Source organism: Kitasatospora sp. NPDC036934, from assembly GCF_055608425.1.
The window spans coordinates 239,183-265,141 of sequence record NZ_JBVJQR010000011.1 but is presented as its reverse complement, the minus strand read 5'-3'; the positions used below and the strand labels follow the sequence as shown (position 1 = coordinate 265,141).

Below are 25,959 nucleotides of genomic sequence, written 5' to 3'. Positions count from 1 at the left end.
ACGCTCCGCTTCCCTTAGGATTGGCCGCATGTCCGAACCGACCGGTGCCGCCCGCCGACGCGGGCCCTTCCAGGTCGGGGACCAGGTCCAGCTGACCGACCCCAAGGGTCGCCACTACACGTTCACGCTCCAGGCCGGGAACCAGTTCCACACCCACAAGGGTGCGTTCCCGCACGACGAGCTGATCGGCGCTCCTGAAGGCACGGTCGTGCGCACCACGGGGAACGTCCCGTACCTCGCGCTGCGCCCCCTGCTCCCCGACTACGTCCTCTCCATGCCGCGTGGCGCGGCCGTGATCTACCCCAAGGACGCGGGGCAGATCCTGGCCATGGCCGACATCTTCGCCGGTGCCCGGGTGATCGAGGCGGGTGTGGGCTCGGGCGCGCTCAGCATGTACCTGCTGCGCGCCGTCGGAGAGCAGGGCATGCTGGCCTCCTACGAGCGCCGGCAGGACTTCGCGGACATCGCCCGGAGCAATGTCGAGCGCTACTTCGGCGGCTCGCACCCGGCGTGGAAGCTGACCGTCGGCGACCTCCAGGACAACCTGGTCGAGACCGACGTCGACCGCGTGATCCTCGACATGCTGGCGCCCTGGGAGTGCCTGGACGTCGCCTCCGAGGCGCTCGTCCCCGGCGGCCTCATCTGCTGCTACGTGGCCACCACCACGCAGATGTCCAAGACCGTCGAGGCGCTGCGCGACCACGGCACCTTCACCGAGCCGCAGGCCTGGGAGACCATGGTCCGCACCTGGCACCTGGAGGGCCTGGCCGTCCGCCCGGACCACCGGATGATCGGCCACACCGGCTTCCTGCTCACCGCCCGCCGTCTGGCGGACGGCGTCGAGCCGCCGCTGCGCCGCCGCCGCCCGGCCAAGGGCGCCTACGGCGAGGACTACGACAGCGGGGCGCCCGAGCCGTCGCTGCAGGAGCGCGCCGCGGCCCGCAAGGCCGCCCGTGACAACGACGCGGACCAGCCCGACCTGGGCTGAGCCCGGACCCGTACCGAAGGGGTGGTGCGAGCGAACAGCTCGCACCACCCCTTCGCCGTTCGCCGTCGGCGCGCCCTTCGGCTCCCCGGCCGTTTGACGCCGGCTCGCCTCCGGGTCCGGCTCCCCGGCCGTTCGCCGCCTCCCACGGGTGTGGGACGATGCTCGCTCACACGCAGACCAGCTCCTGGAGCTCTGGAGGGGACGCCTGGTGGAGACCGCGGTCGGGACGACGGCGACGGCTGGACAGCAGACACCGCAGGGCCTCACCCGGCCCGGCCACGCACGCACCGCCCCCTGGCACTGGGCCCTCGCCCTGGCCGGCTGCGGCGCGGTGGTGGCCGCCGCACTCGCCGCCTCCCCGGCGACCGGCACCCCGCTGCCGGCCCGCGGCGGCACCCCCAAGGCGCTCGCCGCGAGCGCCGCCCCCGATCCGGCCAAGGCCCAACTGCCCATGGACTGCGGCCCGTTCCCGGTCAAGACGGTGCTCACCGTGCCCGCCGAACTGGGTGAGGGCCACCCCGGTACGGTCGTCGCCGCGCACTGCGCCACCGACACCGGCACCCCGCCGGACTCCGTCTACCTGCTCGGCTTCGGCCCGGACGGGCGCCCGGCGGTGGTCGCCACCCTGCTCGCCGACCGCGAGAACCTCACCCTGAACCGGCTCGCGGTGCGCTCCGACGGCGCCATCACCGGCCACGCGCAGGGGTATTCGAGCGACGACGTGCCGCGCTTCCGGCCGGACGTCTCACTGGACCTCACCTGGACGCACAAGGGCGGCGGCTGGGTGCGTTCCCAGTCCGTCGCCCCGGCCGGCCGGAGCTGAACCGCTATTCGGCGTCCGGCCCGTACACCTCGACGCGGTCGGCGACCCGGCGCACGTGGATGCAGTCGCCGGGGCACTCCTTGGCCGAGTCCACCACGTCCTGAAGGAGCGTCAGCGGCACCGGGGCGGTCTCCCCGGGCTGCTGGCGCAGTTCGTCGTCGTCGCCCTTCACGTACGCGAGTCCGTCGATGTCCAGCTCGAAGACCTCTGGCGCGTACTGGACGCAGATGCCGTCGCCGGTGCACAGATCCTGGTCGATCCACACCTCCAGCTCCTCGGTCGCTGCCGCGGTCTGCTCCGTCACCGACATGTCCCCTGCCGTTTCTGTCCCGGGTCGCCCCTATTCCTGGAGCAATCCCGCCATTCGTACAACGATCGGACCCAGCACCGCGGTCGCGATCGGATATCGCTTCGCTCGACGATACATCTGGCCCGCTTTGGGTGGTGAGCGGTGGGTATCCCCTTAGCAGAGGGGAAGCACGCTGGGGCGAAGATCGGACACGCCCGTTCCATCTTTCTTGATCTAGGGGTTTACGGACCCCTGGTCCCAGGTAGGGTCTGGAAGCGTCCAGCTCCCCGGAGGAGGTGAGGACCGTGGCAGCCCACGATGACGACTACAACCGCAGCACCGGCAGGCCCGCTCGTGGTTCCGACGAGGCCGCTCAGGTCTCGTACCTTGAGCAGGAAATCGCCGTACTGCGCCGCAAGCTCGCCGACTCGCCGCGCAATTCGAGAATCCTCGAAGAGCGGATCGTCGAGCTCCAGACCAACCTGGCCGGCGTGACCGCCCAGAACGAACGACTCGCCTCCACCCTGCGCGAGGCCCGCGACCAGATCGTGGCCCTCAAGGAGGAAGTGGACCGGCTGGCACAGCCCCCGGCCGGTTTCGGCACCTTCCTCGTGGCGAACGAGGACGGTACCGCCGACATCTTCACCGGCGGTCGCAAGCTCCGTGTGAACGTCAGCCCGAACGTCGCCCTCGACGAACTGCGGCGCGGCCAGGAGGTGATGCTCAACGAGGCCCTCAACATCGTGGACGCGATGGCCTTCGAGCGCATCGGCGAAATCGTCACCCTCAAGGAGATCCTCGAGGACGGCGAACGCGCCCTGGTCGTCGGCCACACCGACGAGGAGCGCGTGGTGCGCCTCGCCGAACCGCTGCGCGAGGTCAACATCCGGGCGGGGGACGCCCTGCTGCTGGAGCCCCGCTCCGGCTACGTGTACGAGGTGGTGCCGAAGTCCGAGGTCGAGGAGCTGGTCCTCGAGGAGGTCCCGGACATCGACTACCGGCAGATCGGCGGTCTGAGCAACCAGATCGAGCAGATCCGCGACGCGGTCGAACTGCCGTACCTGCACGCCGACCTCTTCAAGGAGTACGAGCTGCGCCCGCCCAAGGGCGTGCTGCTCTACGGCCCGCCCGGCTGCGGCAAGACGCTGATCGCCAAGGCGGTCGCCAACTCGCTGGCCAAGAAGGTCGCCGAGGTCACCGGCCGCCCCCAGGGGAAGAGCTACTTCCTCAACATCAAGGGCCCCGAGCTGCTCAACAAGTACGTGGGCGAGACCGAGCGGCAGATCCGCCTGGTCTTCCAGCGGGCCCGGGAGAAGGCGAGCGAGGGCACGCCCGTCATCGTCTTCTTCGACGAGATGGAGTCGCTGTTCCGCACCCGCGGTTCCGGTGTCAGCTCGGACGTGGAGAACACCATCGTCCCGCAGCTGCTCGCCGAGATCGACGGCGTGGAGGGACTGGAGAACGTCATCGTCATCGGCGCCTCGAACCGCGAGGACATGATCGACCCGGCGATCCTGCGGCCCGGCCGGCTGGACGTCAAGATCAAGATCGAGCGCCCGGACGCCGAGGCCGCGAAGGACATCTTCTCCAAGTACCTCAAGGACTCGCTGCCGTTCCACCCGGACGACCTCAAGGAGCACGACGGCTCCGTCGGGGCCACGGTGGCGGCGATGATCCAGTCGGTCGTGGAGCGGATGTACTCGGAGACCGAGGAGAACCGCTTCCTGGAGGTCACCTACGCCAACGGTGACAAGGAGGTCCTGTTCTTCAAGGACTTCAACTCCGGCGCCATGATCCAGAACATCGTCGACCGCGCGAAGAAGATGGCCATCAAGGACTTCCTCGACCACGGTCAGCGCGGTCTGCGCGTCTCCCACCTGCTCGCCGCCTGCGTGGACGAGTTCAAGGAGAACGAGGACCTGCCGAACACCACCAACCCGGACGACTGGGCCCGCATCTCCGGCAAGAAGGGCGAGCGGATCGTCTTCATCCGCACGCTGGTCACCGGCAAGCAGGGCGCCGAGTCCGGCCGCTCGATCGACACTGTCGCCAACACGGGGCAGTACCTGTAAGCACGCGGTTGTCCGGGCCGCCAGCGGTCCCCGGAGCTGTACGCACACCGTCCGGCTGTGGCGCCTCGCGGCCCCGCAGCCGGACGGCGCGTCTCGGGGGGCCTGCCGGTCGGCACGGAAATAGGCTCGACCCACCGTCCGCGGGCAGCTGTCCGGCGCCGGTGTTGTTCAGCGGTACGTCAGAGTGTTCCGCCCGTCGGGGGCGGCGCACCGGGCAAGGAGGGCCGCATGACCGTACGGCGCGTGATGGGAATCGAGACCGAGTACGGGATCTCCGTGCCCGGGCACCCCAACGCCAACGCCATGCTCACCTCGTCCCAGATCGTCAACGCCTACGCGGCGGCGATGCACCGGGCACGGCGGGCCCGCTGGGACTTCGAGGAGGAGAACCCGCTGCGCGACGCGCGGGGCTTCGACCTCGCGCGCGAGGTGGCGGACGCCAGCCAGCTGACCGACGAGGACATCGGTCTCGCCAACGTCATCCTGACCAACGGGGCCCGGTTCTACGTGGACCACGCGCACCCCGAGTACAGCTCGCCCGAGGTGACCAACCCGCGCGACGCCGTGCTCTGGGACAAGGCCGGCGAGCGGATCATGGCCGCCGCCGCGCAACGGGCGCTGGAGCTGCCCAACGGGCAGAACATCCACCTGTACAAGAACAATACCGACAACAAGGGCGCCTCCTACGGCACCCACGAGAACTACCTGATGAAGCGGGCGACGCCGTTCGCCGACATCGTCCGCCACCTCACCCCGTTCTTCGTCTCCCGCCAGGTGGTCACCGGCGCCGGCCGGGTCGGCATCGGCCAGGACGGCTCGGCGAACGGCTTCCAGATCAGCCAGCGGGCGGACTACTTCGAGGTCGAGGTCGGCCTGGAGACCACCCTCAAGCGCCCGATCATCAACACCCGGGACGAACCGCACGCCGACGCCGAGAAGTACCGCCGGCTGCACGTGATCATCGGGGACGCCAACCTCTCCGAGATCTCCACCTACCTCAAGCTGGGCACCACCGCACTGGTCCTGTCGATGATCGAGGACTCCTTCATCGCCTCCGACCTCGCCGTCGACCAGCCGGTGCGCACCCTGCACCGGGTCTCCCACGACCCGACCCTCAAGCACCTGATCACCCTGCGCAACGGGCGCAAGCTCACCGCCGTCCAACTGCAGCTGGAGTACTTCGAACTGGCCCACAAGTACGTCGAGGACCGCTTCGGCACCGACGCCGACGAGCAGACCGTGGACGTGCTGGCCCGCTGGGAGGACGTGCTGGGGCGGCTGGAGCGCGACCCGATGTCGCTCTCCAAGCAGCTGGACTGGATCGCCAAGCGGGAGATCCTGGAGGGCTACCGCAGCCGGGACGCCCTGGACTGGGCCAACCCGCGGCTGCACCTGGTCGACCTCCAGTACAGCGACGTACGGGCCGAGAAGGGCCTCTACAACCGCCTGGTGGCCCGCGGCAGGTTCGAGCGGCTGCTGACCGAGGAGGAGGTCGAGCGGGCCGTCACCAAGCCCCCGGAGGACACCCGGGCGTACTTCCGCGGGCGCTGCCTGGAGCAGTACGCGGACCACGTCGCGGCGGCCTCCTGGGACTCGGTCATCTTCGACCTGCCGGGCCGGGACTCGTTGCAGCGGGTGCCCACGCTGGAGCCGCTGCGCGGCACCCGCAACCACGTCAAGGAGCTGCTGGACCGCTGCCGCACGGCGGAGGACCTGTTGCGGGTCCTGTCCGGCGGGTAACTTTTCGATCACCACGGGTGAACGTCCGCCGAATGGGAATCATCCGGGGTGGCAGCGGGTGTTGGACAGGAAGCGCCACCGCCAAACCGGGAGCGGCAGTCGCACCTTGTGTATAGGGTCGGTGCCAACCGGCAACGACCGACCGACCAAACCGTGCCAGACGATTCGAGCGGGGTGAGGGAAATGGCGAGCAAGGACACCGGCGGCGGCCAGCAGCGGGCAAACCGTTCCTCCGAGGAGGTCGAGGAGCAGGTCGCGGAAAGCCAGAATTCCGACGACCTCAAGGAGCGCCAGGAAAAGCTGGGCGACGACGTCGACGCGGTGCTGGACGAAATCGACGAAGTGCTCGAGTCGAACGCCGAGGATTTCGTCCGGGGATTCGTGCAGAAGGGTGGGCAATAGCCCGTCCCCGGTAATCGGGAATTCACGGTCGCGACCGTCCGGGACGGTCGGGCGGCAGCGGCCGCCCGGCCGTCCCGGCACCGGCCCCTCCACGCGTGGACGTTGATCGTCGGCGGGTAGGGTGCGGGCAATGCGCGCTTCAAGCTACCTGGAAGGAATCGTGTGGAAGCCAACACTCGTGGCACCGGGCGTCTACCGGCTGCCTTCCTGACCCCCGGGTCGTCCTCGTTCCTCGACTTCCTGGCCGAGCACCAGCCGGAGCTGATCCCCAGCCGCCGTGGGCTGCCCGAGGGGGCCGTGGTCGAGGCCCCGCACGGGACCACGATCGTGGCCGCGGTCTTCGACGGCGGTGTGGTGATCGCCGGTGACCGCCGTGCGACCATGGGCAACGTGATCGCCCAGCGCGACATGGAGAAGGTGTTCCCGGCCGACGAGTACAGCGCGGTCGGCATCGCCGGCACCGCCGGCCTCGCGATCGAGATGGTCCGGCTGTTCCAGCTGGAGCTGGAGCACTACGAGAAGATCGAGGGCGCCACGCTCTCCCTGGAGGGCAAGGCCAACCGGCTCACCACGATGATCCGGGGCAACCTGGGCATGGCCATGCAGGGCCTCGCGGTGGTGCCGATCTTCGCCGGCTACGACCTGGACCTCGGCCGCGGCCGGATCTTCAACTACGACGTCACCGGCGGGCGGTCCGAGGAGCGCGGCTTCGCCGCCACCGGCTCGGGCTCGGTCTACGCCCGCGGCTCGATGAAGAAGCTCTACCGCGACGACCTGACGGCCGACCAGGCCGCCACCCTGGTCGTCCAGGCGCTCTACGACGCGGCGGACGACGACTCCGCCACCGGCGGACCGGACCTGGCCCGCAAGATCTTCCCGATCGTCTCGCTGATCACCGAGGACGGCTTCCGCCGGCTCACCGAGGCGGAGGTCACGCAGATCGTGGTCGCCATCACGGACGAGCGCCTGGCCCGGCCCAACGGCCCGCAGGCCCCGCTGATCTAGCCATCACCTCACAGGAAAGGGACGACCGCCGGTGTCGACACCGTTCTACGTCTCGCCCCAGCAGGCCATGGCGGACCGCGCGGAGTACGCCCGCAAGGGCATCGCGCGCGGCCGCAGCGTGGTCGTGCTCACCTACGCCGACGGCATCGTCTTCGTCGCCGAGAACACCTCCCGGGCGCTCCACAAGGTCTCCGAGATCTACGACAAGATCGCCTTCGCGGCGGTCGGCCGCTACAACGAGTTCGAGAACCTGCGCATCGGCGGCGTCCGCTACGCCGACCTGCGCGGCTACTCCTACGACCGGGCCGACGTCACCGCCCGCGGCCTGGCCAACGTGTACGCCCAGACCCTGGGCACCATCTTCTCCTCGGTCGGCGAGAAGCCGTACGAGGTCGAACTGATCGTCGCCGAGGTCGGCCGCACCGCGGACAACGACCAGATCTACCGGCTCACCCCGGACGGCTCGGTCGTCGACGAGAAGAACTACGTCGTGGTCGGCGGCAACGCCGACTCGATCGGCAACTACCTGGGCCAGCGCCACCGCGTCGGCCTGAGTCTCACCGAGGCGGTGAAGGTCGCGGTCGACTCGCTCGCCCGCGACCCCAACGGGGGCAGCCCGCGCGCCCTCACCCCGGAACAGCTGGAGGTCGCGGTCCTCGACCGCCAGCGGTTCCAGCAGCGCAAGTTCAAGCGGATCCTGGGCAACCAGCTCAGTCGGCTGCTCGACGGGGACCAGTCCGCCGAAGCGGACGACGAGGAGAACCCGGCGGGCGGCGGTTCGTCGGACGAGTAGTACTGCGGAGTCCCGTACGGCGGCCGGACCGCCGGCGTACGGGACTCCGGTGCCCCTGCGACGGCCCAGTCGTCGTGGAGGCGGTTTCGGACAGCTCCGACGAGAAAAGGAGTGCTCATGGACCGCCGGATTTTCGGGCTGGAGAACGAGTACGGCGTGACCTGTACGTTCCGCGGGCAGCGGCGGCTGTCGCCGGACGAGGTCGCGCGGTACCTGTTCCGCCGGGTCGTCTCCTGGGGCCGCAGCAGCAACGTCTTCCTGCGCAACGGCGCCCGGCTCTACCTCGACGTCGGCTCCCACCCCGAGTACGCCACCCCCGAGTGCGACGACGTGACCGAGCTGGTCACGCACGACAAGGCGGGCGAGCGGATCCTCGAAGGACTCCTGGTGGACGCCGAACGGCGGCTGCACGAGGAGGGCATCGCGGGGGACGTCTACCTCTTCAAGAACAACACCGACTCGGCCGGCAACTCCTACGGCTGCCACGAGAACTACCTGGTGGCCCGGCACGGCGAGTTCTCCCGGCTGGCCGACGTGCTCATCCCCTTCCTGGTGACCCGCCAGCTGATCTGCGGAGCGGGCAAGGTGCTGCAGACCCCGCGCGGCGCGGTGTACTGCGTCAGCCAGCGGGCCGAGCACATCTGGGAGGGCGTCAGCTCCGCCACCACCCGCTCCCGCCCGATCATCAACACCCGGGACGAGCCGCACGCGGACGCCGAGCGCTACCGCCGGCTGCACGTGATCGTCGGCGACTCCAACATGTCCGAGACCACCACCCTGCTCAAGGTGGGCTCCACCGACCTGGTGCTGCGGCTGATCGAGGCCGGCGTGGTGATGCGCGACCTCACCCTGGAGAACCCGATCCGGGCGATCCGCGAGGTCAGCCACGACCTCACCGGCACCCACCAGGTGCGGCTGGCCAACGGCCGGGAGGCCAGCGCGCTGGACATCCAGGAGGAGTACTACACCAAGGCCCTGGAGTTCGCCGACCGCAAGGGCATCAACACCGGGACCATCGCCCAGGTGCTCGACCTGTGGGGCCGCACCCTGGAGGCCGTCCGCACCGAGCGGCTGGACGGGGTGGCCACCGAGATCGACTGGATCATGAAGTACAAGCTCATCGAGCGCTACCGCGAGAAGAACCAGATGAGCATGTCCAACCCGCGGGTGGCCCAGATCGACCTCGCGTACCACGACATCCACCGCCGCCGCGGCCTGTTCTACCTGCTCCAGGGCAAGGGCCAGGCGAAGCGGGTGACCACCGACCTCAAGACCTTCGAGGCCAAGTCGATCCCGCCGCAGACCACCCGGGCCCGGCTGCGCGGGGACTTCATCCGTCGGGCGCAGGAGCAGCGCCGGGACTTCACGGTGGACTGGGTGCACCTGAAGCTGAACGACCAGGCGCAGCGCACCGTCCTGTGCAAGGACCCGTTCCGTTCGGTGGACGAGCGGGTGGAGAAGTTGATCGCGGGCATGTGACCGTGCCGCGTGCGCCGTGAGCCACGCGCCGTGATCGATGCGCTGGAGCCGGCCCCGGTGGTGTCTACCGGGGCCGGACGCGTGCCGGGCATACGCTGTCCGTCGATTCGGGGGAGCCGACTCGACCGACAGTTAGGACCACCGTGCGCCGCACCGCCGGTTTGCTTCTCACCCTGCCGCTGCTGCTGGCGGTCGCCTGCAGCAGTTCGCCCAAGGCGGCCGGCCCGGCGACGCCGTCCACCGCGAGTGCCGCTCCGACCGTGCCGGCGCCGGTCAGCGAGGCGTCCCCGATGCCCACGCTCTCGGGGGGCGGTTTCGGCAGCAAGGCCACCATCACCATCCCGGAGGGCCAGCAGCCCAGCGGCCAGTTCGTGGTGAACACGGTGACCGACGGGGAGCGGTCGACGGTCAACAAGGGCGACTGGGTGACCGTCAACTACACGGCGAAGGACTGGACCACCGGCAAGGACCTGCCCAGCTCGTACGACGACAACGGCAAGCCGCAGCTCTACCAGGCGGGCAGCGGGCAACTGGTGCCGGCGCTGGACCAGACCGTGATCGACAAGAAGGTCGGCACCCGGCTGCTGGTGGTGGCCCCACCGGCGGCGGCCTTCGGGGAGCAGGGCTCCACTCAGCTGGGCGTCAACAAGGGCGACACCGTGGTGTTCGTGCTGGACATCGTGGAGGCGCTGCCGCAGGACTCCACGCTGACCGGGGCCATGACCCAGCCGGCCGCGACCCTGCCGCAGGTCAAGGACAACGGCAAGGCGCCGGTGGGGATCACCGTCCCGGCCGGGCAGGCCGCGCCCACCGACCTCCAGCAGGCCGTGCTGATCAAGGGCGAGGGCAAGCAGGTCAAGACCGGGCAGACCCTGGTGGTGCAGTACACCGGGGTGCTGTGGAGCAACGGCCAGCAGTTCGACGCCTCCTGGACCCACGGCGGCGCCCAGGCCGTGCAGATCGGTACCGGCAGCGTGATCGAGGGCTGGGACAAGGGGCTGGTCGGGCAGAACGTGGGCAGCCGGGTGCTGCTGGTGGTGCCGCCGGCGCTGGGGTACAAGGACCAGGCGCAGGGCTCGGTGCCGCCGAACTCCACGCTGGTCTTCGTGATCGACATTCTCGAAGCGGTCTAGCGGGCGCTCTAGGAAGTCGCCGGGAGAATTCCGTACGCTTGGGCGGACGCTCGTACAACGAAGCGTCCGCCCTCATCCTGAGCTGTCATACTGCCCTCGCACTGTGGCAGGCGCCGCCCGGCGCCGGGGTCCGGGGCGGACGGGTACGGCGACAGGCCGGCGCTCACCACGCCGGGCGCAGACCTGGAAGACCTCGTGGCGAGATGGATGGGGAGTCATGACTGAGAAGACGCCGAGCCCGGGCGGGGCCGGCACCGCGGCGAACGACGACTCTGCGGGTGACCCGACCGCCTCCCGTCCCGGCGGACCGGTCGCGTCGGACCGCGAGTCGATCGTCGTCCCCCCGGCGATCCTCGCGCAGCAGGCCGGCTGGGCGCAGCCCGGCGAGAAGCCGCGCGTGACGGGGACCAGGACGGACGACGACGACGCCCCGCAGATCTTCGCCAGCAATGTGCGCAAGACCGACAACTCGGAGGCCGGGTACGACGAGAACCCGCCCGGGGTGGGCAAGCTCGGCGTGATCCTCGGCACGGTGATCGCCCTGCTACTGGTCGGCAGCGGCGTGACGCTGTACATGGTGAACAAGGACTCCTCCAAGGACACCTCCGCGGCGGCCCAGCCGGACGCGACGAAGTCCGCGCCGCCCACGCCGACCGCCGAGCCGGTGCCGCCGATCAAGGACAGCGCCAAGGTGCTGCCGACCGTCACCGGTGACTTCGGCAAGAAGGCCGAGATCCAGGTGCCGGGCGAGGCCTCCGACGGCTCCTTCGTGGTGAAGGTGCTGTCCGAGGGCTCCGGCCCCAAGGTGGACAAGAACAGCTGGACCTCGGTGGACTACACCGCCAAGGACTGGAACACCGGCAAGGACATCCCGAGCTCGTACGACGACAAGGGCAAGCCGCAGATCTTCCAGGCCGGCACCGACGCGCTGATCCCGGCCCTGGACCAGGCCGTGATGGGGAAGAAGGCCGGCAGCCGACTGCTGGTGGTGGCCCCGCCGGCGGCGGGCTTCGGCTCCCAGGGCAAGCCGGACATGTCGATCGGTCCCAAGGACAACCTGATCTTCGTGATCGACATCCGCAACGCCAACGCGCCCGACGCGGTGGTGAGCGGAACCGTCACCCCGCCGCCGGCGGACTTCCCGCAGGTCAAGGACAACGGCAAGAAGCCGGCCGACATCACCCCGGTGGCCGGCGCCAAGGACCCGACCGAGCTGAAGACCCACGTGCTGATCAAGGGCACCGGGCCGGCCGTGGAGAAGGGCGAGAAGGTCGTCGTCCAGTACACCGGCGCGCTCGCCAAGGACGGCAAGGTCTTCGACTCCTCGCTCAGCAAGGGCCAGGCGTTCTCCTTCCCGGTCGGCGGCGGCCAGGTCATCCAGGGCTGGGACCAGGGGCTGGCGGGCCAGACCGTCGGCAGCCGGGTCGAGCTGGTGATCCCGGCCTCGCTGGGCTACGGGGACAAGGGCCAGGGCGACATTCCGCCCGGCTCGACCCTGGTCTTCGTGGTGGACATCCTGGACGCCGGTCAGGGCTGATCCACTTTCGGGTGACAATGGTGGGCGTGTGACCTTCGGGACCGGCCGCGTGGCCGTGTCCCGACGGGCGGCGGGCGCCCGTACGGTGGTGCTCCCGGGCTCTCCGCCCGGGTGGACCGGGTGCGGGCGCCCGCCGCTTGGTCGTGTGTGGAATTGCGAACGTGAGAAGAGGGACCATGGCTGTGAACCTGAACGAGAAGCCCGAGATCGACTTCCCGATCGGCGACGCCCCGACCGAGCTGCAGATCCGTGACATCGTCGTCGGTGACGGCGAGGAGGCCAAGCCGGGCCAGAACGTCAGCGTCCGCTACGTCGGCGTGACCTTCGAGACCGGCGAGGAGTTCGACGCGAGCTGGAACCGGAGCCCCAACGAGTTCCGCTTCCCGCTGGGCGGCGGCCGGGTCATCAAGGGCTGGGACAAGGGTGTCGTCGGCATGAAGGTCGGCGGCCGTCGTGAGCTGACCATTCCGTCGCACCTGGCGTACGGTGCCCAGTCGCCGACCCCGGCGATCCCGGCGCACTCGACCCTGATCTTCGTGGTCGACCTGCTGGCCGTCTGAGCCTGCGCCGGCCGTTTGAGCCCGCGTCGGCCTTCTGGGCCCGCGCTGACCTCGGGCCCGCGCTGACCTCGGGCCTGCGCTGACCTCGGGCCGGACCCCTTCGGGGGCCCGGCCCGAGGTCGTTTCCGGGCCCGGACGCCACCCGGTGGGGAGCGGGCGCGGGACGCGGCTTTTGCAGTGCGTACCGCTACCGGTACGGTCGGTCCCGCCGGGTGGGGATCGCCCGGTTGGCGCACCCCGCGCGCGGCGCGGCACACCGGAAGGGTCAGCGATGGCGATCGCCAAGGCAGAGCGGCTGATGAATCTCGCCCTGTGCCTGATGAACACCAGACGTCCGCTCTCCAAGAAGGAGCTGCGGGAATCCATCGAGGCGTACCGGGAAGCCTGGCAGAACAGCAGCGAGGACGCCTTCAACCGGATGTTCGAGCGGGACAAGGACGACCTGCGCGAGCTCGGCCTGGTGATCGACGTCGACGAGAGCACGCTGGACGGCGAGCTCGGCTACCTCGCCCGCCCCGACCGCAACCGGCTGCCGGAGATCGCGCTGGACGCCGAGGAGGCCGCCGCGCTGACCCTGGCCGCCAGGGTCTGGCAGCAGGCCAAGATGTCCGGCGCGGCCAGCGGCGCGCTCCAGAAGCTGCGCGCGGCCGGGGTGCCGTTCACCGAGGCCGAGGGCCGGACCGCCCTGGAGCCGCGCATTCCCGCCCGGGAGGCCGCGTTCGAGCCGCTGCTCACCGCCGCCCGGGACCGCCGCCCGGTCACCTTCGAGTACCGCAAGGCCGGCGCCGCCGCCGTCGAGCAGCGCAGCGTCGAGCCGTGGGCGCTGGAGTGCTGGCGCGGGCACTGGTACCTGGCCGGGTACGACCGGGACCGCGGCGACGCCCGGGTGTTCCGGCTCAGCCGGATCACCGGCAAGGTGAGGGCCAAGGGCGGGGCCTTCCTCGGCACCGTGCCCGAGCACGTGGACGTCCGGGCCACCGTGGCCAAGTTCGCCGGTGAGGGGGCCACCGCCACCGCGACCGTCCGGGTCCGCCGGGGCGCCGGCTTCCCGCTGCGCACCAAGGCGCTGGGCAGCACCCGGGTCGACGAGGCCTGGGACGAGCTGGAGATCCCGTACGGCAACGGGCTGGGCGCCGACCTGGCGGAGTTCGGGCCGGACGTGCTGGTGCTCGGGCCGGAGGAGCTGCGGGCGGATGTGGTCGACCGGCTGCGGGCGGTCGCGGGGCTTGAAGGAGCGGGCGCGTGAGTGAGCGAACCATCGGAAGGCGCGGCCTGTGCGCAGCGCCCGCCGAGTGTGACGAGGTGGACGCATGAGCAACGCCATCGACCAGACCCGGCGGATGCTGTCGCTGGTCACCTATCTGCGCGAGCGGCCCGGGGCCGAGGTCGCCGAGGTGGCCCGGGCGTTCGGGATCAGCGAGCGCGAGCTGATCGGGGACCTCAACGTGCTGCCGATGTGCGGCACCAGCTTCCGCGGCGGCGACCTGCTGGACATCGACACCGACGGCGAGCGGATCTGGTGGCACAACGTCGACGACGTCGCCCAGCCGCTGCGCCTCGCCGCCGACGAGGCCACCGCGCTGCTGGTCGCCGCCCGGGCGGTAGCCGGACTGCCGGGCCTGCGGGCCGGGGACCGGGAGGCGCTCACCCGGGCCGTCGCCAAGATCGAGAACGCCGCGGGGGAGAGCGCCGAGGGCAGCGCCCGGGTCGGGGTCACCTTCGAGGCCGAGAGCCACGTGTTCGCCGACATCGACCGCGCGCTCAGTGAGGGCCGCCGGCTCTGGCTGCGCTACTACTCGCACGGGCGCGGCGGGATGACCGAGCGCGAGGTCGACCCGATCCGGCTGCTCACCGAGGGGCACACGTACCTGGAAGCCTGGTGCCGCACCTCGGAGGACCACCGGATGTTCCGGCTGGACCGGGTCGCCGAGATCCGCGTCCTGGACGTCCCGGCCGACCCGCCCCGGCGCGAGCCGCGCGACCTCAGCGGCGGGCTGGTCAACCCGGCGGCGGACGACCCGGAGGTGGTGGTGGAGGTCTCTTCCGGCGGCCGCTGGGTCGCCGAGTACTACACCCACGACCGGGCCGAGGAACTGCCGGACGGCGGGCTGCGGATCACCCTGCGCAGCGCCGACCCCTCCCAGCTGCGCCCGCTGGCGCTGCGGTTGGGGCGCGACGGCCGGATCGTCTCGCCGCCCGAGCTGGCGGAGCAGGCGCGCTCGGCCGCGCGGGAGGCGCTGGCCGCCTACGGGGAGGGGCAGGTCTGAGCGGTGGAGCCCGGGACGAGATTCAAGGTGTACTGCTCGCAGTGCCGGGAGAAGGTCGAACTCCCGGCCGAGGAGTTCCGGCTGACCCTCGGCCGGACCCCGGCGCAGGCGCACTACAGCTTCGGCTGCCCACTGTGCGGGGCGGCGGTGCGCAAGCAGGCCGGGGAGAAGATCGTCGAGGCGCTCACCGCTGCGGGGGTGCGCACCATGCGGCTCATCCCGGCGGAGGGCTGACCGCGGTGGCCCCGTAGAGCGTGGCGGCCCCCGTATAGGGTGGGGCGCATGTCCTGGATGCTCGTCGCCGCCGTCCTGCTCGCCACCGCGGGCCTGCTGGTCCTCGGGGTCCTCGCGATCCGGCTCTGGCTGGACGTGCGGGCGCTCGCCAAGGGCGTGGACACGGCCTCCCGGGCGCTGGCCGAGGCGGCGGGGGAGCTGGCCGAGGCCGTTCCCGGGCGGTAGGGCCGCGCGGCCCCGGGCCGCTCTTCCGCGGGGGTGATCCGGTCGGAGCATCGGCACGGCCGGGGCACCGGGTGGTACGGGGACTGCTGCGTGGAGGTGGCGGCGGGTTACGCTCTCAAGTGGCTCCTTGAACGGCGAACCGGGGGCCGCTGTCCTGTTCGGGCGGCCTTCGTCGGGGCGTCATCCGCAGCGGTTACCATCCGCGGCGGGCGGCCTGGCGGGCCGCGGATGCTGAAGGTGGTCGGCGCATGCGCTTCTCGATGACCGCGATCGTGGTGGTCGTGGTGGTTGCCATCGTGCTGTTCGGGGCCAAGCGGCTGCCCGAGCTGGCGCGCTCGTTGGGGCAGTCGCTGCGGATCCTGAAGAGCGAGGCCAAGGCGATGCGCTCGGACGACGAGCCGGACGGGAGCGCGCCGCCCGCCCAGCCGCAGGTCACGGCGCAGCCGACGGCCAGGACCGTCCAGTCCGCTCCGGGCGCCTCGGCGACGGCCCGGCCGGTGGCCGAGCCCGGCGCGGGGCAGGGGACGCCCGGGGGCGAGCGCCCCCACTGAGCGCGGCAGCCGTGACGTACGCGACGCATCCGTGGTGTGCGGTGCGGGCGTCGTACCCGACGTACACGGTGCGCGTGACGCGCGTGACCACGGAGGCCCGTCGACCGGCGGGCCTCGACGCACGAGTTGAGGACCGGGGTTGAGCAAGCTCTCCAAGGCGCCGCAGAAGGCGTCCAAGGATCCTGAGGGGCGGATGGCCCTCGCCGATCACCTGCGGGAACTGCGCAACCGCGTGGTCAAGTCGGTCCTGGCGATCGTGGTGATCACCATCATCGCGGCGATCTACCACAAGCGGATCGAGCACTTCCTGCTGGAGCCGCTGCCGCAGTGCACCCCGGAGACCTCCGGGCAGTTCCACGGCAGGTGTGCCCAGGTCTCCAACATCGGCCTGACCGCCGGTTTCACCTGGATGCTCAAGGTCTCGCTGACCGCCGGCGTGGTCGGCACCGTGCCGATCTGGCTCTACCAGGTGTGGGCCTTCGTGGCGCCCGGTCTGCACAAGCACGAGAAGAAGTACGCCGTCATCTTCATGCTCTGCGGGGCGCCGCTGTTCCTGGCCGGTGTGGCCGTGGCGATCCTGACGCTGCCGACCACGGTCGAGGTGCTGATCTCGTTCACGCCGAACGGCACCACGCCGATCCTGCCGCCCGAGGACTACTTCGACATCGCGACCCGGATGGTGCTGGTCTTCGGCCTGGCCTTCGAGTTTCCGCTGCTGCTGGTGATGCTGAACCAGGTCGGGATGGTCACCGGCAAGCGGCTGCTGGGCTGGTGGCGCGGCATGGTCATGGGCATCACGGTGTTCGCGGCCTTCGCCACGCCGAGCGCCGACCCGCTGAGCATGCTGGCGCTGGCCGCGCCGATCTGGGCGCTGTACTTCCTCGCGGTGGGCATCGCGATCATGAACGACCGGCGCAGGCGCCGGAACAACCCGGACGCCGACCTGGACGACGAGGAGGCCTCGCAGGTCGACCTCACGGTGCGGCCGGTGGCGGGTGCGGAGACGGTCGACGCCTCGGCGGCCCCGGCGGCCGGCGCCGCGCCGGTGCCGACGGCGCGCCGGGAGCAGATGGACGACATCACCTGAGCCCGACGCGTTGAGCCTGCCGGCCCCGGCCCCCGCTGTGTGCGGTGGCCGGGGCTTTGCGCTGCTCCGGCCCTGGTGGGCTCTTGGCAGGGTTGATGGAATGTGACATATTACTGACGTGCTGAAGACCTGGACACCTCCACTGGACGTCGTCGTGGTCGGCGCCGGAGTCGTCGGCGCCGCCTGCGCGTACTACGCCTCCCGCGCCGGACTCGCCGTCGCCGTGGTCGACCGCGGGCCGGTCGCCGGGGGCACCACCGGCGCGGGCGAGGGCAACCTGCTGGTCTCCGACAAGGAACCCGGGCCCGAACTCGACCTCGCCCTGCTCAGCACCCGGCTCTGGAACGAACTCGCCGAGGAACTCGGGCCGGCCGTCGAGTACGAGCCCAAGGGCGGCGTGGTGGTCGCCTCGACCGAGGCCGGGCAGCAGGCGCTGCGGGCCTTCGCCGCCGGACAGGCCGCGGCCGGGGTGAGCGCCGCGGAGGTGCCGCCCGAGCGGCTGCGCGAGCTGGAACCGCACCTCGCCCCCGGGCTCGCCGGCGGCTACCACTACCCGCAGGACGCCCAGGTGCAGCCCGCGCTCGCCGCCGCCCACCTGCTGCGCGAGGCCCGCCGGATGGGCGCCGAGCTGTACACCGGGGAGGAGGTGGCGGCGGTGGACCGCGGCCCGGACGGCGCGGTGCGCGGCGTCCGGACCGCCCGGCGCCGGCTGGCCGCGCCCGCCGTGGTCAACGCCGCGGGCACCTGGGGCGGCGAGCTGGCCGCGCTGGCGGGCGTGCACCTGCCGGTGCTGCCCCGGCGCGGCTTCGTCCTGGTCACCGAGCCGCTGCCGAGGGTCGTCCGGCACAAGGTCTACGCCGCCGACTACGTGGCCGACGTGGCCAGCGGCTCGGCCGGGCTGCAGACCTCCGCCGTGGTCGAGGGCACCCCGGGCGGGCCGGTGCTGATCGGCGCCAGCCGGGAGCGGGTCGGCTTCGACCGCACCCTCTCCCAGGAGGTGCTGCGCCGGCTCGCCGTCCAGGCCGCGGAGCTGTTCCCGGTGCTCGCGGACGTCACCGTGCTGCGCACCTACCGGGGCTTCCGCCCGTACCTGCCGGACCACCTTCCGGCCATCGGGGAGGACCCCCGGGCGCCGGGGCTGTACCACGCCTGCGGGCACGAGGGTGCCGGCATCGGGCTGGCGCCCGGCACCGGGCTGCTGATCGCCGCGCAACTGGCCGGGAAACGGCCGGAGCTGGACCTCGCGCCGTTCCGGGCGGACCGGTTCCCGGCGGGGTGAGACCTTGTTCTGGACCTCTGGATTGGAGAAGCCGGTGACGCGTCGCCGCACCCCCGCCGGGCTGGTCGGGGCCGAGCCCGGGCCCGGCCACCACATCGAGTTCGACGGGCGGCCCGTCCGGGCCCTGCCCGGACAGTCGATCGCCGCCGCGCTCTGGGCCGACGGCGTGCTCGCCTGGCGCACCACCCGGAACGGCGGGCGCCCGCGCGGCGCGTTCTGCGGCATCGGCGCCTGCTTCGACTGCCTGGCCACTGTGGACGGCCGGGCCAACCAGCGGCTGTGCCTGCTGCCCGCGGAGCCCGGGACCGTCGTCACCACCCAGGAGGGTCACGGCCGTGCCGACCTTGCCGTCTGAGCCGTCTGAGCCGTACGGGCCGTCCGAGTCGGGCGGGCCAGCTGGGTCGGGCGGGCCTTTGGGGCCGTCCGGGCCGTACGACCTCGTCGTGGTGGGGGCCGGACCCGCCGGGTTGGCCGCCGCCGTCACGGCCGCCGACCTCGGGCTGCGCTGCGCCCTGCTGGACGGCGCGGAGCGGACCGGTGGGCAGTACTACCGGCACCCGGCGCCCGGACTCGGCGCCACCCGGCCGGACCGGCTGCACCACCACTGGCCGGTGTACACAGGGCTGGCCGCGCGGCTCGCCGGGCAGCCCCGGGCCGAGTTCCGCGGCGGCCACCAGGTGTGGGCGCTGGAACGCACCGCGGACGGCTTCGCCGTGCACGTCACCCGCGGGCCGCAGGCCGCCGACCGGGCCACCGTCCGGGCCCGGACGGTGCTGCTCGCAACCGGGGCGTACGAGCGGCAGCTGCCGTTCCCGGGCTGGACCCTGCCCGGGGTGGTCACCGCGGGCGGGGCTCAGGCCATGCTCAAGGCCGGGCTGGTGCTGCCCGGGCGGCGGATCGTGGTGGCCGGCAGCGGGCCGCTGCTGCTCGCGGCCGCCTCCTCGCTGGTCGGCGCCGGGGCGCACGTCCCGGCGGTGGTCGAGGCGAGCGGCTACCTCGGGTACGCCCGGCGCCCCGGCGTGCTGGCGGCCGTCCCCGCCAAGCTGGTCGAGGGCGCCGGGCACGGCGGCGCGCTGCTGCGGCACGGCGTACGGCTACGGCCGCGCAGCGCCGTCGTGGAGGCGCACGGGGACGAGCGGGTCACCGGAGTCACCGTGGCCCGGCTGGACGCCTCCTGGCGGCCGCTGCCCGGCACCGAACGGCGGATCGCCTGCGACGCGCTCGCCGTCGGCCACGGACTGCTGCCGCAGATCGACCTGGCCACCGAGCTCGGCGCGGAGACCCTTGCCGGGCCGGACGGCGCGGTAGCGCTGCGGGTCGACGCCCGGCTGCGCACCACCGTCCCCGGCCTGTGGTCCGCGGGGGAGACCAACGGCGTCGGCGGGGCCGACCTCGCGCTCGCCGAGGGCGAGCTGGCCGCGCACGCGATCGCCGGGGTGCCGCCCGGGCGCGCGCTGCTGCGCCGCCGGGCGCGGCTGCGGGCCTTCGCCGGGCTGATGGCCGCCGCGCACCGGCCGGGGCCCGGCTGGACCGGGTGGCTGCGGCCGGACACCGACGTGTGCCGGTGCGAGGAGGTGCCGGTCTCCCGGATGCGGGAGGCGGTGGAGGAGCTCGGCGCGGGCGACCCCCGCACCGTCAAGCTGCTCACCCGGGCGGGGATGGGCTGGTGCCAGGGGCGGATGTGCGGTCCGGCCGTGGCCTGTCTGTCCGGCTCGGGGGAGCCGGGGGCGGACCGGCGGCCGTTGGCCTGCCCGGTGCCGCTCTCGCAGCTGGCGGCGGGGGTCCCTGACTCCGCCCCCGCCGCCTCCGCTGCGCCCGGTGCGCCCGAGGCGTCTGCCGCGTCTGCTGAGCCCGGTGCCGGGACCGCGCCCGAGAGATAGCCGACGAACGTGGGGGCCGGGGACTCTTGTCGCCGACCCTCTTCCTCTAATAAAATGTCACACCTCACCAAGGAGCGTACCGTGTCCATCACCCCCCGTGACACCACCCGTCCCTGGCGCGGCATCATGGTCGCCACCACGATCCCGCTGCGCCCGGACCTCTCCGTCGACTACGACGCCTACGCCGAGCACGTCCGCTGGCTGATCGAGTCCGGCTGCGACGGTGTCGTCCCCAACGGATCGCTGGGCGAGTACCAGACGCTCACCGCCGAGGAGCGCGCCCGGGTCGTCGAGGTGGCGATCGAGGCGGCCGGTGACGGCTCCCGGGTCATGCCCGGGGTCGCCGCGTACGGCAGTGCCGAGTCCCGCCGCTGGGCCGAGCAGGCCGCCGAGGCCGGGGCCGGCTCCGTCCTGCTGCTTCCGCCCAACGCCTACCGGGCCGACCACGACTCGGTGCGGGCGCACTACGCCGAGGTCGCCAAGGCGGGCCTGCCGATCGTCGCGTACAACAATCCGATCGACACCAAGGTCGACCTGGTGCCCGCGCTGCTCGCCCGGCTGCACGCCGAGGGCTCGATCGTGGCGGTCAAGGAGTTCAGCGGGGACGTCCGGCGTGCGTACGAACTCGCCGAGCTGGCACCGGGGTTGGACCTGCTGATCGGCGCCGACGACGTGCTGCTGGAGCTGGCGCTGGCCGGCGCGGTCGGCTGGATCGCCGGGTACCCCAACGCGCTGCCGGAGGCCTCGGTGGCGCTCTACGACGCGGCCGTCGCGCTGGACCTGGAGACCGCGCTGCCGCTGTACAAGTCGCTGCACTCGCTGCTGCGTTGGGACTCCAAGACCGAGTTCGTCCAGGCCATCAAGCTCTCCATGGACATCGCCGGGCGCCCCGGCGGGCCGGTCCGCGCGCCGCGCTTGCCGCTGGAGCCGGAGATCGAGGCGGCGGTGCGCGCGGCCACCGAGAAGGCCCTGGCCGAGGGCCTCGCCTAGGCCCCGCCCGGGTCCCAGGGCCTCGCCGAGGCCCTGTCCAGGGCCCAGGGCCTTGCCCAGGGCGTGTCCAGTCGGCCGGCTGCGGGGTCAGCCGGCCTCGATCGACCTTTTCTCAGAGGGAGTTGTGAGGCCATGCGGAGCCGTCACGTGTTCCACGCCGTCGACTCGCACACCGAGGGCATGCCCACCCGGGTGATCACCGGAGGCTTCGGCGTCATCCCCGGCGCCACCATGGCCGAACGCCGGGTGTACTTCCAGCAGCACCTGGACCACTTCCGCACCCTGCTGATGTACGAGCCGCGCGGGCACGCCGCGATGAGCGGCGCCGTCCTGCAGCCGCCCACCCGGCCGGACGCCGACTTCGGGGTGCTCTACATCGAGGTCTCCGGGCTGCTGCCGATGTGCGGGCACGGGACCATCGGCGTCGCCACCGTCCTGGTCGAGACCGGGATGGTGCCGGTGGTCGAGCCGGTGACGACGGTCCGGCTGGACACCCCCGCCGGCCTGGTGGTCGCCGAGGTGCGGGTCGAGGGCGGCGCCGCCAAGTCCGTCACCATCCGCAACGTGGCCTCGTACTCCGTCGCGCTGGACCGCAAGATCGAGGTGCCCGGGTACGGCACCATCGGCTACGACCTCGCGTACGGCGGCAACTTCTACGCCATCCTGCCGCTCGCCGAGTTCGGGCTGCCGTTCGAGCGCGAGCGCAAGCAGGAGATCCTGGATGCCGGCCTGGCCCTGATGGACGCCGTCAACGCGGGCGCCGACCGGCCGGTGCACCCGGAGGACCCGTCCATCCACGGCTGCCACCACGTCCAGCTGCTCGCCCCCGGCTCCACCGCCGAGCACTCCCGGCACGCGATGGCCATCCACCCCGGCTGGTTCGACCGCTCGCCCTGCGGCACCGGCACGTCGGCCCGGATGGCGCAGCTGCACGCGCGCGGCGAGCTGCCGATCGGGCGGGACTTCCGCAACGACTCCTTCATCGGGACCACCTTCACCGGGCGGCTGGTCGAGGAGACCGAGGTCGCCGGGCGGCCCGCGGTGGTGCCCACCGTCACCGGGCGGGCCTGGGTCACCGGCACCGCACAGTACTTCCTCGACCCGGACGACCCGTTCCCGGCGGGCTTCCTGCTCTGAGGCGTCGTTCCTGCGCTGACGCGTCGTGTCCAACCTGCTTTCGAAGGGCTGCCAGTCGTGACCATCACCTCGTACAACCCCGCTGACCCGGCCGACCTGGTGGTCGCCGTCGAGGAGCCCGGCGCCGAGGCCGTACGGGCCGCCGTCGGGCGGGCCCGGGCCGCCCAGGGCGGCTGGCTCGCGGCGGGGGCGGGCGCCCGGTCGGCCGCGCTGGGCCGGATCGCCGAGGCGGTCGAGGCGCACGCGGAGGAACTGGCCGCGCTGATCGTGCGGGAGGTCGGCAAGCCGCTCGCCGAGGCGCGGGGGGAGGTCGCCCGGACGGCGGCGATCTGGCGCTACTACGCGCAGGCGCCGTACGAGCCGTCCGGCGCGGTGCACGAGACCGCCGCCGGACCGGGGCTGCTGCTCACCCGGCGCCGCCCGTACGGGGTCGCCGGGCTGATCGCGCCGTGGAACTTCCCGCTGGCGATCCCGAGTTGGAAGGCGGCGCCGGCACTGGCGGTCGGCAACACGGCCGTGCTCAAGCCCGCGCCCGAGGCGACGGCCTGTGCGCTGCGGCTGGCCGAGCTGGCGGGCCTGCCCGCCGACGTGCTCACCGTGCTGCCCGGCGGGGCCGAGGAGGGGCAGGCACTGGTCGACGAGGCCGACGTGGTGTCCTTCACCGGCTCCACCGGGGTCGGCCGGGCGGTGGTGCGGGCCGCCACCGGGCGCGGGGTGCCGGTGCAGGCCGAACTCGGCGGACTGAACGCGGCGTTGGTCCTCCCGGACGCGGACATCGACCTGGCCGCCGGGCACCTCGCGGCCGCGATCGCCGGATACGCCGGGCAGAAGTGCACCGCCACCAGCCGGGTGATCGCGGTGGGTGCGGCGTACCAGCCGCTGCGCGAGGCGCTGGTCAAGGCCCTTGCGGGGATGGACGATTCGGTATGTGGGCCGGTGGTCAACGCCGCCGCGCGGGAGCGGCTCACCCTCGCCGTCGACTCGGCGGTGGCGGCCGGGGCGACGGTGCTCACCGGCGGACGTGCCCCCGAGCGGACCGGCTGGTACGTCGAGCCGACCCTGCTCACCGACGTACCGGCCGAACACCCGCTGGCCAGTGAGGAGTTCTTCGGCCCGATCGCGGTGCTGCACGCGGCCGCCGACCTGGACGAGGCCATCGCGCTCGCCAACGACACCCCGCACAGCCTCGCCACCTCGGTGCACACCCGCAGCCTGGACGCGGCACTGGCCGCCGCCGAGCGCCTCGACGCGGGCATGATCCGGGTCAACGCGCCCTCCAGCGGCGTCGACTTCCACCTGCCCTTCGGCGGGACCAAGGGCGCGAGCCACGGCGAGCGCGAACAGGGCCGCGCCGCACTGGAGTTCTACACCGCGAGCCGGACCATCAGCGTGCTGCCGGGCGGAGGTGCCTGATGGACCTCCGCACCGTCGACGCCGTCGACTACCACACGGCCGGCGAGCCGTTCCGGATCGTGCTCGGCGGGGCGCCCCCGATCCCCGGCGACAGCGTCGCCGAGCGGCGGGCCATCGCGATCGGCGCGGGCGGCAGTGCCACCGCGCCCCGGCCCGGGGCGCTGGACGACATCCGGCGGCTGCTCGCCCGGGAGCCGCGCGGGCACGCCGGGATGTACGGCGGGTTCCTGGTGCCGCCGGACGACGACGAGGCGCACCTGGGCGTGCTGTTCTGGCACAAGGACGGCTACTCGACCGCCTGCGGGCACGGCACCATCGCGCTCGGCGCCTGGGCGGTGGACTCCGGGTTGGTGCCGGCGCCCTCGGACGGTGTGGCGCGGGTGCGGATCGACGTGCCCTCAGGGCGGGTCACCGCGTTGGTGCACCGGGCCGGCGGGCGCACCACCGGCGTCACCTTCCGCAATGTACCCAGCCGGGTCAGCGCGCTGAAGCTGCCGCTGAACACCTCGCGCGGGGTGGTCGAGGTCGCCGTGGCGCACTCCGGGGCCTGCTACGCCTCGGTGCCCGCCGCCGCGCTCGGGCTCGCGGTCGAGACCGGGCAGCTGCCCGAACTCGTCGCCGCGGGGCGGGAGATCAGGGCGCTGCTGGCGGACTCGGAGGCGGTCGCGCACCCCACCGACCCGCGGCTGTCCGGGGTGTACGGGGTCGTGCTGTACGACGAACTCCCCTCTCCGGACGGCGTGCTGAGCCAGCGGAACGTGGTGGTGTTCGCGGACGGGCAGATCGACCGCTCGCCCTGCGGCTCCGGCACCTCCGCCCGGCTCGCCGTACTCGCCGCCGAGGGGCGGCTCGCCCCCGGGGAGCCGCTGCGGCACGAGTCGATCATCGGCACCCGGTTCACCGGGCAGGTGCTCGCGGGCGGCGACCCGCTGGGCGCGGGCGTGGTCACCGAGGTCAGCGGCACGGCGTACCGCACCGGGGAGCACCGGTTCCTCCTGGAACCGGGCGACGAGCTGGGGGCGGGGTTCCTGCTGTGAGTGGTGATGAGCTCCCCGGCGCGGCGGTTGAGCCGCTCCAGTACGCCGTGCCGGGAGTCGGCGGAGTCGGGCCCGCCGACGCGGTGCGGGCGATCGAGCGGGTGCTGCTGGACGGGTTCGACCCGGAGGCGGCGCCCGCCCGGTCGGCCGTACCGGTGCCGGCGGGGGAACTGCTGCTGATGCCGGCCGCCACCGGGACCTTCACGGGCGTCAAGATCGCCGGGGTGGCGCCGGCCAACCCGGCGCGCGGACTGCCCCGGATCACCGGCAGCTACCTGCTGCTGGACGGGCCGACGCTCCAGCCACTGGCGCTGCTGGACGGCGCGGCCCTCACCGCTCTGCGCACGCCCGCCGTGACGGCGGCGGCGCTGGCGCGGCTCGCGGCGCCGGAGGCCGAGCACCTGGTGGTGTTCGGCTCCGGCCCGCAGGCCTACGGGCACCTGGACGCGCTGCTGGCCGTCCCGGCGCTGAAGTCGCTCCGGCGGGTCACGGTGGTGGCGCGAGACGCCGGGCGGGCCGCCGCGCTGGCGGCGTACGGGCGCGGGCTCGGGCTGGCGGGCGCGGTGGGGGCGCCGGAGGCGGTGGCCGAGGCCGATCTGGTGGTCTGCTGCACCACCGCGCGCACCCCGCTGTTCGACGGGGTGCTGGTGCCCGATCACGCGGCCGTCGCGGCGGTCGGCTCGCACGAGCCGGACGCGCGGGAAGTGGACGAGGTGCTGGTCGGGCGGGCCGAACTGTACGTGGAGGCCCGGTCGGTGGCGGCCCGGGAGGCCGGCGACCTGTTGCTGGCGGGTGCGCTCGGGCGGCGGCAGGTGTGGAACCTGGCCGAGCTGGTGCGCGGCGACGCGCTGGTGCCGGACGGGCGGCCGCGGTTCTTCAAGAGCGTCGGGATGGGCTGGGAGGACCTGGCAGTGGCGGCGGAGGTGTACCGGGCCTCGCGGGCCCGGCGGCCCTAGGCGGCGGTGGTGGAGCCGTGGAATCGTGTGCCGTCGGCCGTTGTCACGGTCGACGGCCGCTGTCACCATGAGCGTCGGGGTG

The 25,959-nt window shown here is 72.6% G+C and carries 26 protein-coding genes; 25 read left to right on the top strand and 1 reads right to left on the bottom strand.

Translation table 11 applies throughout. The features are described from left to right. Positions 1 to 28: 28 nt before the first annotated feature. Both ACZ7BZ_RS19255 and ACZ7BZ_RS19250 read left to right on the top strand, forming a co-directional pair. Positions 29 to 988: a tRNA (adenine-N1)-methyltransferase gene (locus tag ACZ7BZ_RS19255; RefSeq protein ID WP_470359302.1), complete on the top strand. Its 960-nt coding sequence runs from the start codon at positions 29 to 31 to the stop codon at positions 986 to 988. 208 nt (positions 989 to 1,196) lie between these two features. Continuing rightward, positions 1,197 to 1,811, top strand: a complete 615-nt coding sequence (locus ACZ7BZ_RS19250) for a hypothetical protein (protein WP_470359301.1) — start codon at positions 1,197 to 1,199, stop codon at positions 1,809 to 1,811. Positions 1,812 to 1,815: 4 nt separating this feature from the next. Here ACZ7BZ_RS19250 and ACZ7BZ_RS19245 read toward each other — a convergent pair whose 3' ends face one another. Beyond that, on the bottom strand, positions 1,816 to 2,121 hold the full coding sequence (locus tag ACZ7BZ_RS19245) for a ferredoxin (protein ID WP_380456593.1): 306 nt from the start codon (positions 2,119 to 2,121) through the stop codon (positions 1,816 to 1,818). Between the two features lie 284 nt (positions 2,122 to 2,405). On the opposite strand from ACZ7BZ_RS19245, the gene arc reads away from it, so the two are divergent. The 23 genes from arc (at position 2,406) to ACZ7BZ_RS19130 (ending at position 25,877) form a co-directional block, all read left to right on the top strand. Further along, positions 2,406 to 4,172, top strand: coding sequence for a proteasome ATPase (gene arc, locus ACZ7BZ_RS19240; RefSeq protein WP_380456591.1), 1,767 nt, complete (start codon positions 2,406 to 2,408; stop codon positions 4,170 to 4,172). A gap of 228 nt (positions 4,173 to 4,400) precedes the next feature. Continuing rightward, positions 4,401 to 5,912 carry a depupylase/deamidase Dop gene (gene dop, locus ACZ7BZ_RS19235; protein ID WP_470359300.1) on the top strand — a complete coding sequence of 504 codons (1,512 nt, stop codon included), beginning with the start codon at positions 4,401 to 4,403 and terminating at the stop codon, positions 5,910 to 5,912. Positions 5,913 to 6,095: 183 nt separating this feature from the next. After that, positions 6,096 to 6,314: a ubiquitin-like protein Pup gene (locus ACZ7BZ_RS19230; RefSeq protein WP_470359299.1), complete on the top strand. Its 219-nt coding sequence runs from the start codon at positions 6,096 to 6,098 to the stop codon at positions 6,312 to 6,314. Between the two features lie 162 nt (positions 6,315 to 6,476). Then, positions 6,477 to 7,319: a proteasome subunit beta gene (gene prcB / locus ACZ7BZ_RS19225; protein WP_380456587.1), complete on the top strand. Its 843-nt coding sequence runs from the start codon at positions 6,477 to 6,479 to the stop codon at positions 7,317 to 7,319. A 31-nt stretch (positions 7,320 to 7,350) separates the two neighbouring features. Beyond that, complete coding sequence (gene prcA, locus ACZ7BZ_RS19220) at positions 7,351 to 8,112, top strand: proteasome subunit alpha (protein ID WP_380456585.1); 762 nt, start codon at positions 7,351 to 7,353, stop codon at positions 8,110 to 8,112. A 117-nt stretch (positions 8,113 to 8,229) separates the two neighbouring features. Continuing rightward, positions 8,230 to 9,591: a Pup--protein ligase gene (gene pafA / locus ACZ7BZ_RS19215; protein ID WP_380456583.1), complete on the top strand. Its 1,362-nt coding sequence runs from the start codon at positions 8,230 to 8,232 to the stop codon at positions 9,589 to 9,591. 143 nt (positions 9,592 to 9,734) lie between these two features. After that, a complete protein-coding gene (locus tag ACZ7BZ_RS19210) occupies positions 9,735 to 10,724 on the top strand; it encodes an FKBP-type peptidyl-prolyl cis-trans isomerase (RefSeq protein WP_470359298.1) in 990 nt (329 codons plus the stop codon). A 217-nt stretch (positions 10,725 to 10,941) separates the two neighbouring features. Continuing rightward, positions 10,942 to 12,261 carry an FKBP-type peptidyl-prolyl cis-trans isomerase gene (locus ACZ7BZ_RS19205; RefSeq protein WP_380456580.1) on the top strand — a complete coding sequence of 440 codons (1,320 nt, stop codon included), beginning with the start codon at positions 10,942 to 10,944 and terminating at the stop codon, positions 12,259 to 12,261. 176 nt (positions 12,262 to 12,437) lie between these two features. After that, entirely contained in the window at positions 12,438 to 12,821 is a 384-nt protein-coding gene (locus tag ACZ7BZ_RS19200; RefSeq protein ID WP_470359297.1) for an FKBP-type peptidyl-prolyl cis-trans isomerase, read from the top strand. 271 nt (positions 12,822 to 13,092) lie between these two features. Further along, complete coding sequence (locus tag ACZ7BZ_RS19195; RefSeq protein ID WP_380456576.1) at positions 13,093 to 14,067, top strand: helix-turn-helix transcriptional regulator; 975 nt, start codon at positions 13,093 to 13,095, stop codon at positions 14,065 to 14,067. A gap of 64 nt (positions 14,068 to 14,131) precedes the next feature. Then, positions 14,132 to 15,088, top strand: a complete 957-nt coding sequence (locus ACZ7BZ_RS19190) for a helix-turn-helix transcriptional regulator (RefSeq protein WP_316520336.1) — start codon at positions 14,132 to 14,134, stop codon at positions 15,086 to 15,088. Between the two features lie 27 nt (positions 15,089 to 15,115). After that, on the top strand, positions 15,116 to 15,322 hold the full coding sequence (locus tag ACZ7BZ_RS19185; protein ID WP_380456574.1) for a hypothetical protein: 207 nt from the start codon (positions 15,116 to 15,118) through the stop codon (positions 15,320 to 15,322). A gap of 48 nt (positions 15,323 to 15,370) precedes the next feature. Beyond that, positions 15,371 to 15,547 carry a hypothetical protein gene (locus ACZ7BZ_RS19180; protein ID WP_465744495.1) on the top strand — a complete coding sequence of 59 codons (177 nt, stop codon included), beginning with the start codon at positions 15,371 to 15,373 and terminating at the stop codon, positions 15,545 to 15,547. 248 nt (positions 15,548 to 15,795) lie between these two features. Next, entirely contained in the window at positions 15,796 to 16,098 is a 303-nt protein-coding gene (gene tatA, locus ACZ7BZ_RS19175; RefSeq protein WP_380456570.1) for a Sec-independent protein translocase subunit TatA, read from the top strand. A 193-nt stretch (positions 16,099 to 16,291) separates the two neighbouring features. Continuing rightward, the gene (tatC, locus tag ACZ7BZ_RS19170; RefSeq protein WP_470359326.1) at positions 16,292 to 17,185 is read left to right on the top strand and encodes a twin-arginine translocase subunit TatC; all 894 of its coding nucleotides are present in this window, start codon (positions 16,292 to 16,294) and stop codon (positions 17,183 to 17,185) included. A 121-nt stretch (positions 17,186 to 17,306) separates the two neighbouring features. Then, positions 17,307 to 18,464, top strand: coding sequence for an NAD(P)/FAD-dependent oxidoreductase (locus tag ACZ7BZ_RS19165; RefSeq protein WP_470359325.1), 1,158 nt, complete (start codon positions 17,307 to 17,309; stop codon positions 18,462 to 18,464). Between the two features lie 34 nt (positions 18,465 to 18,498). Then, positions 18,499 to 18,819 (top strand): (2Fe-2S)-binding protein, encoded by a 321-nt coding sequence (locus tag ACZ7BZ_RS19160; RefSeq protein ID WP_470359296.1) that lies wholly within the window; start codon positions 18,499 to 18,501, stop codon positions 18,817 to 18,819. A gap of 88 nt (positions 18,820 to 18,907) precedes the next feature. Further along, on the top strand, positions 18,908 to 20,344 hold the full coding sequence (locus ACZ7BZ_RS19155; protein ID WP_470359295.1) for an FAD/NAD(P)-dependent oxidoreductase: 1,437 nt from the start codon (positions 18,908 to 18,910) through the stop codon (positions 20,342 to 20,344). A gap of 54 nt (positions 20,345 to 20,398) precedes the next feature. Then, a complete protein-coding gene (locus ACZ7BZ_RS19150) occupies positions 20,399 to 21,334 on the top strand; it encodes a dihydrodipicolinate synthase family protein (RefSeq protein ID WP_470359294.1) in 936 nt (311 codons plus the stop codon). A gap of 132 nt (positions 21,335 to 21,466) precedes the next feature. After that, on the top strand, positions 21,467 to 22,471 hold the full coding sequence (locus ACZ7BZ_RS19145; RefSeq protein ID WP_470359293.1) for a proline racemase family protein: 1,005 nt from the start codon (positions 21,467 to 21,469) through the stop codon (positions 22,469 to 22,471). Positions 22,472 to 22,519: 48 nt separating this feature from the next. Continuing rightward, positions 22,520 to 23,884, top strand: a complete 1,365-nt coding sequence (locus ACZ7BZ_RS19140; protein WP_470359324.1) for an aldehyde dehydrogenase family protein — start codon at positions 22,520 to 22,522, stop codon at positions 23,882 to 23,884. After that, positions 23,884 to 24,921: a proline racemase family protein gene (locus tag ACZ7BZ_RS19135; protein ID WP_470359292.1), complete on the top strand. Its 1,038-nt coding sequence runs from the start codon at positions 23,884 to 23,886 to the stop codon at positions 24,919 to 24,921. The genes ACZ7BZ_RS19140 and ACZ7BZ_RS19135 overlap by 1 nt, the downstream gene beginning before the upstream one ends. Continuing rightward, positions 24,918 to 25,877: an ornithine cyclodeaminase family protein gene (locus ACZ7BZ_RS19130; RefSeq protein WP_470359291.1), complete on the top strand. Its 960-nt coding sequence runs from the start codon at positions 24,918 to 24,920 to the stop codon at positions 25,875 to 25,877. The genes ACZ7BZ_RS19135 and ACZ7BZ_RS19130 overlap by 4 nt, the downstream gene beginning before the upstream one ends. Positions 25,878 to 25,959 lie beyond the last annotated feature (82 nt).

What these genes read in the sequence shown, in the direction of transcription:
- ACZ7BZ_RS19255 (WP_470359302.1), top strand. Translation starts at nt 29, where the DNA reads ATGTCCGAACCGACCGGTGCCGCCCGCCGACGCGGGCCCTTCCAGGTC.
- ACZ7BZ_RS19245 (WP_380456593.1), bottom strand. Translation starts at nt 2,121, where the DNA reads ATGTCGGTGACGGAGCAGACCGCGGCAGCGACCGAGGAGCTGGAGGTG.
- dop (WP_470359300.1), top strand. Translation starts at nt 4,401, where the DNA reads ATGACCGTACGGCGCGTGATGGGAATCGAGACCGAGTACGGGATCTCC.
- ACZ7BZ_RS19230 (WP_470359299.1), top strand. Translation starts at nt 6,096, where the DNA reads ATGGCGAGCAAGGACACCGGCGGCGGCCAGCAGCGGGCAAACCGTTCC.
- pafA (WP_380456583.1), top strand. Translation starts at nt 8,230, where the DNA reads ATGGACCGCCGGATTTTCGGGCTGGAGAACGAGTACGGCGTGACCTGT.
- ACZ7BZ_RS19205 (WP_380456580.1), top strand. Translation starts at nt 10,942, where the DNA reads ATGACTGAGAAGACGCCGAGCCCGGGCGGGGCCGGCACCGCGGCGAAC.
- ACZ7BZ_RS19200 (WP_470359297.1), top strand. Translation starts at nt 12,438, where the DNA reads ATGGCTGTGAACCTGAACGAGAAGCCCGAGATCGACTTCCCGATCGGC.
- ACZ7BZ_RS19195 (WP_380456576.1), top strand. Translation starts at nt 13,093, where the DNA reads ATGGCGATCGCCAAGGCAGAGCGGCTGATGAATCTCGCCCTGTGCCTG.
- ACZ7BZ_RS19190 (WP_316520336.1), top strand. Translation starts at nt 14,132, where the DNA reads ATGAGCAACGCCATCGACCAGACCCGGCGGATGCTGTCGCTGGTCACC.
- ACZ7BZ_RS19180 (WP_465744495.1), top strand. Translation starts at nt 15,371, where the DNA reads ATGTCCTGGATGCTCGTCGCCGCCGTCCTGCTCGCCACCGCGGGCCTG.
- tatA (WP_380456570.1), top strand. Translation starts at nt 15,796, where the DNA reads ATGCGCTTCTCGATGACCGCGATCGTGGTGGTCGTGGTGGTTGCCATC.
- tatC (WP_470359326.1), top strand. Translation starts at nt 16,292, where the DNA reads ATGGCCCTCGCCGATCACCTGCGGGAACTGCGCAACCGCGTGGTCAAG.
- ACZ7BZ_RS19150 (WP_470359294.1), top strand. Translation starts at nt 20,399, where the DNA reads ATGTCACACCTCACCAAGGAGCGTACCGTGTCCATCACCCCCCGTGAC.
- ACZ7BZ_RS19145 (WP_470359293.1), top strand. Translation starts at nt 21,467, where the DNA reads ATGCGGAGCCGTCACGTGTTCCACGCCGTCGACTCGCACACCGAGGGC.
- ACZ7BZ_RS19135 (WP_470359292.1), top strand. Translation starts at nt 23,884, where the DNA reads ATGGACCTCCGCACCGTCGACGCCGTCGACTACCACACGGCCGGCGAG.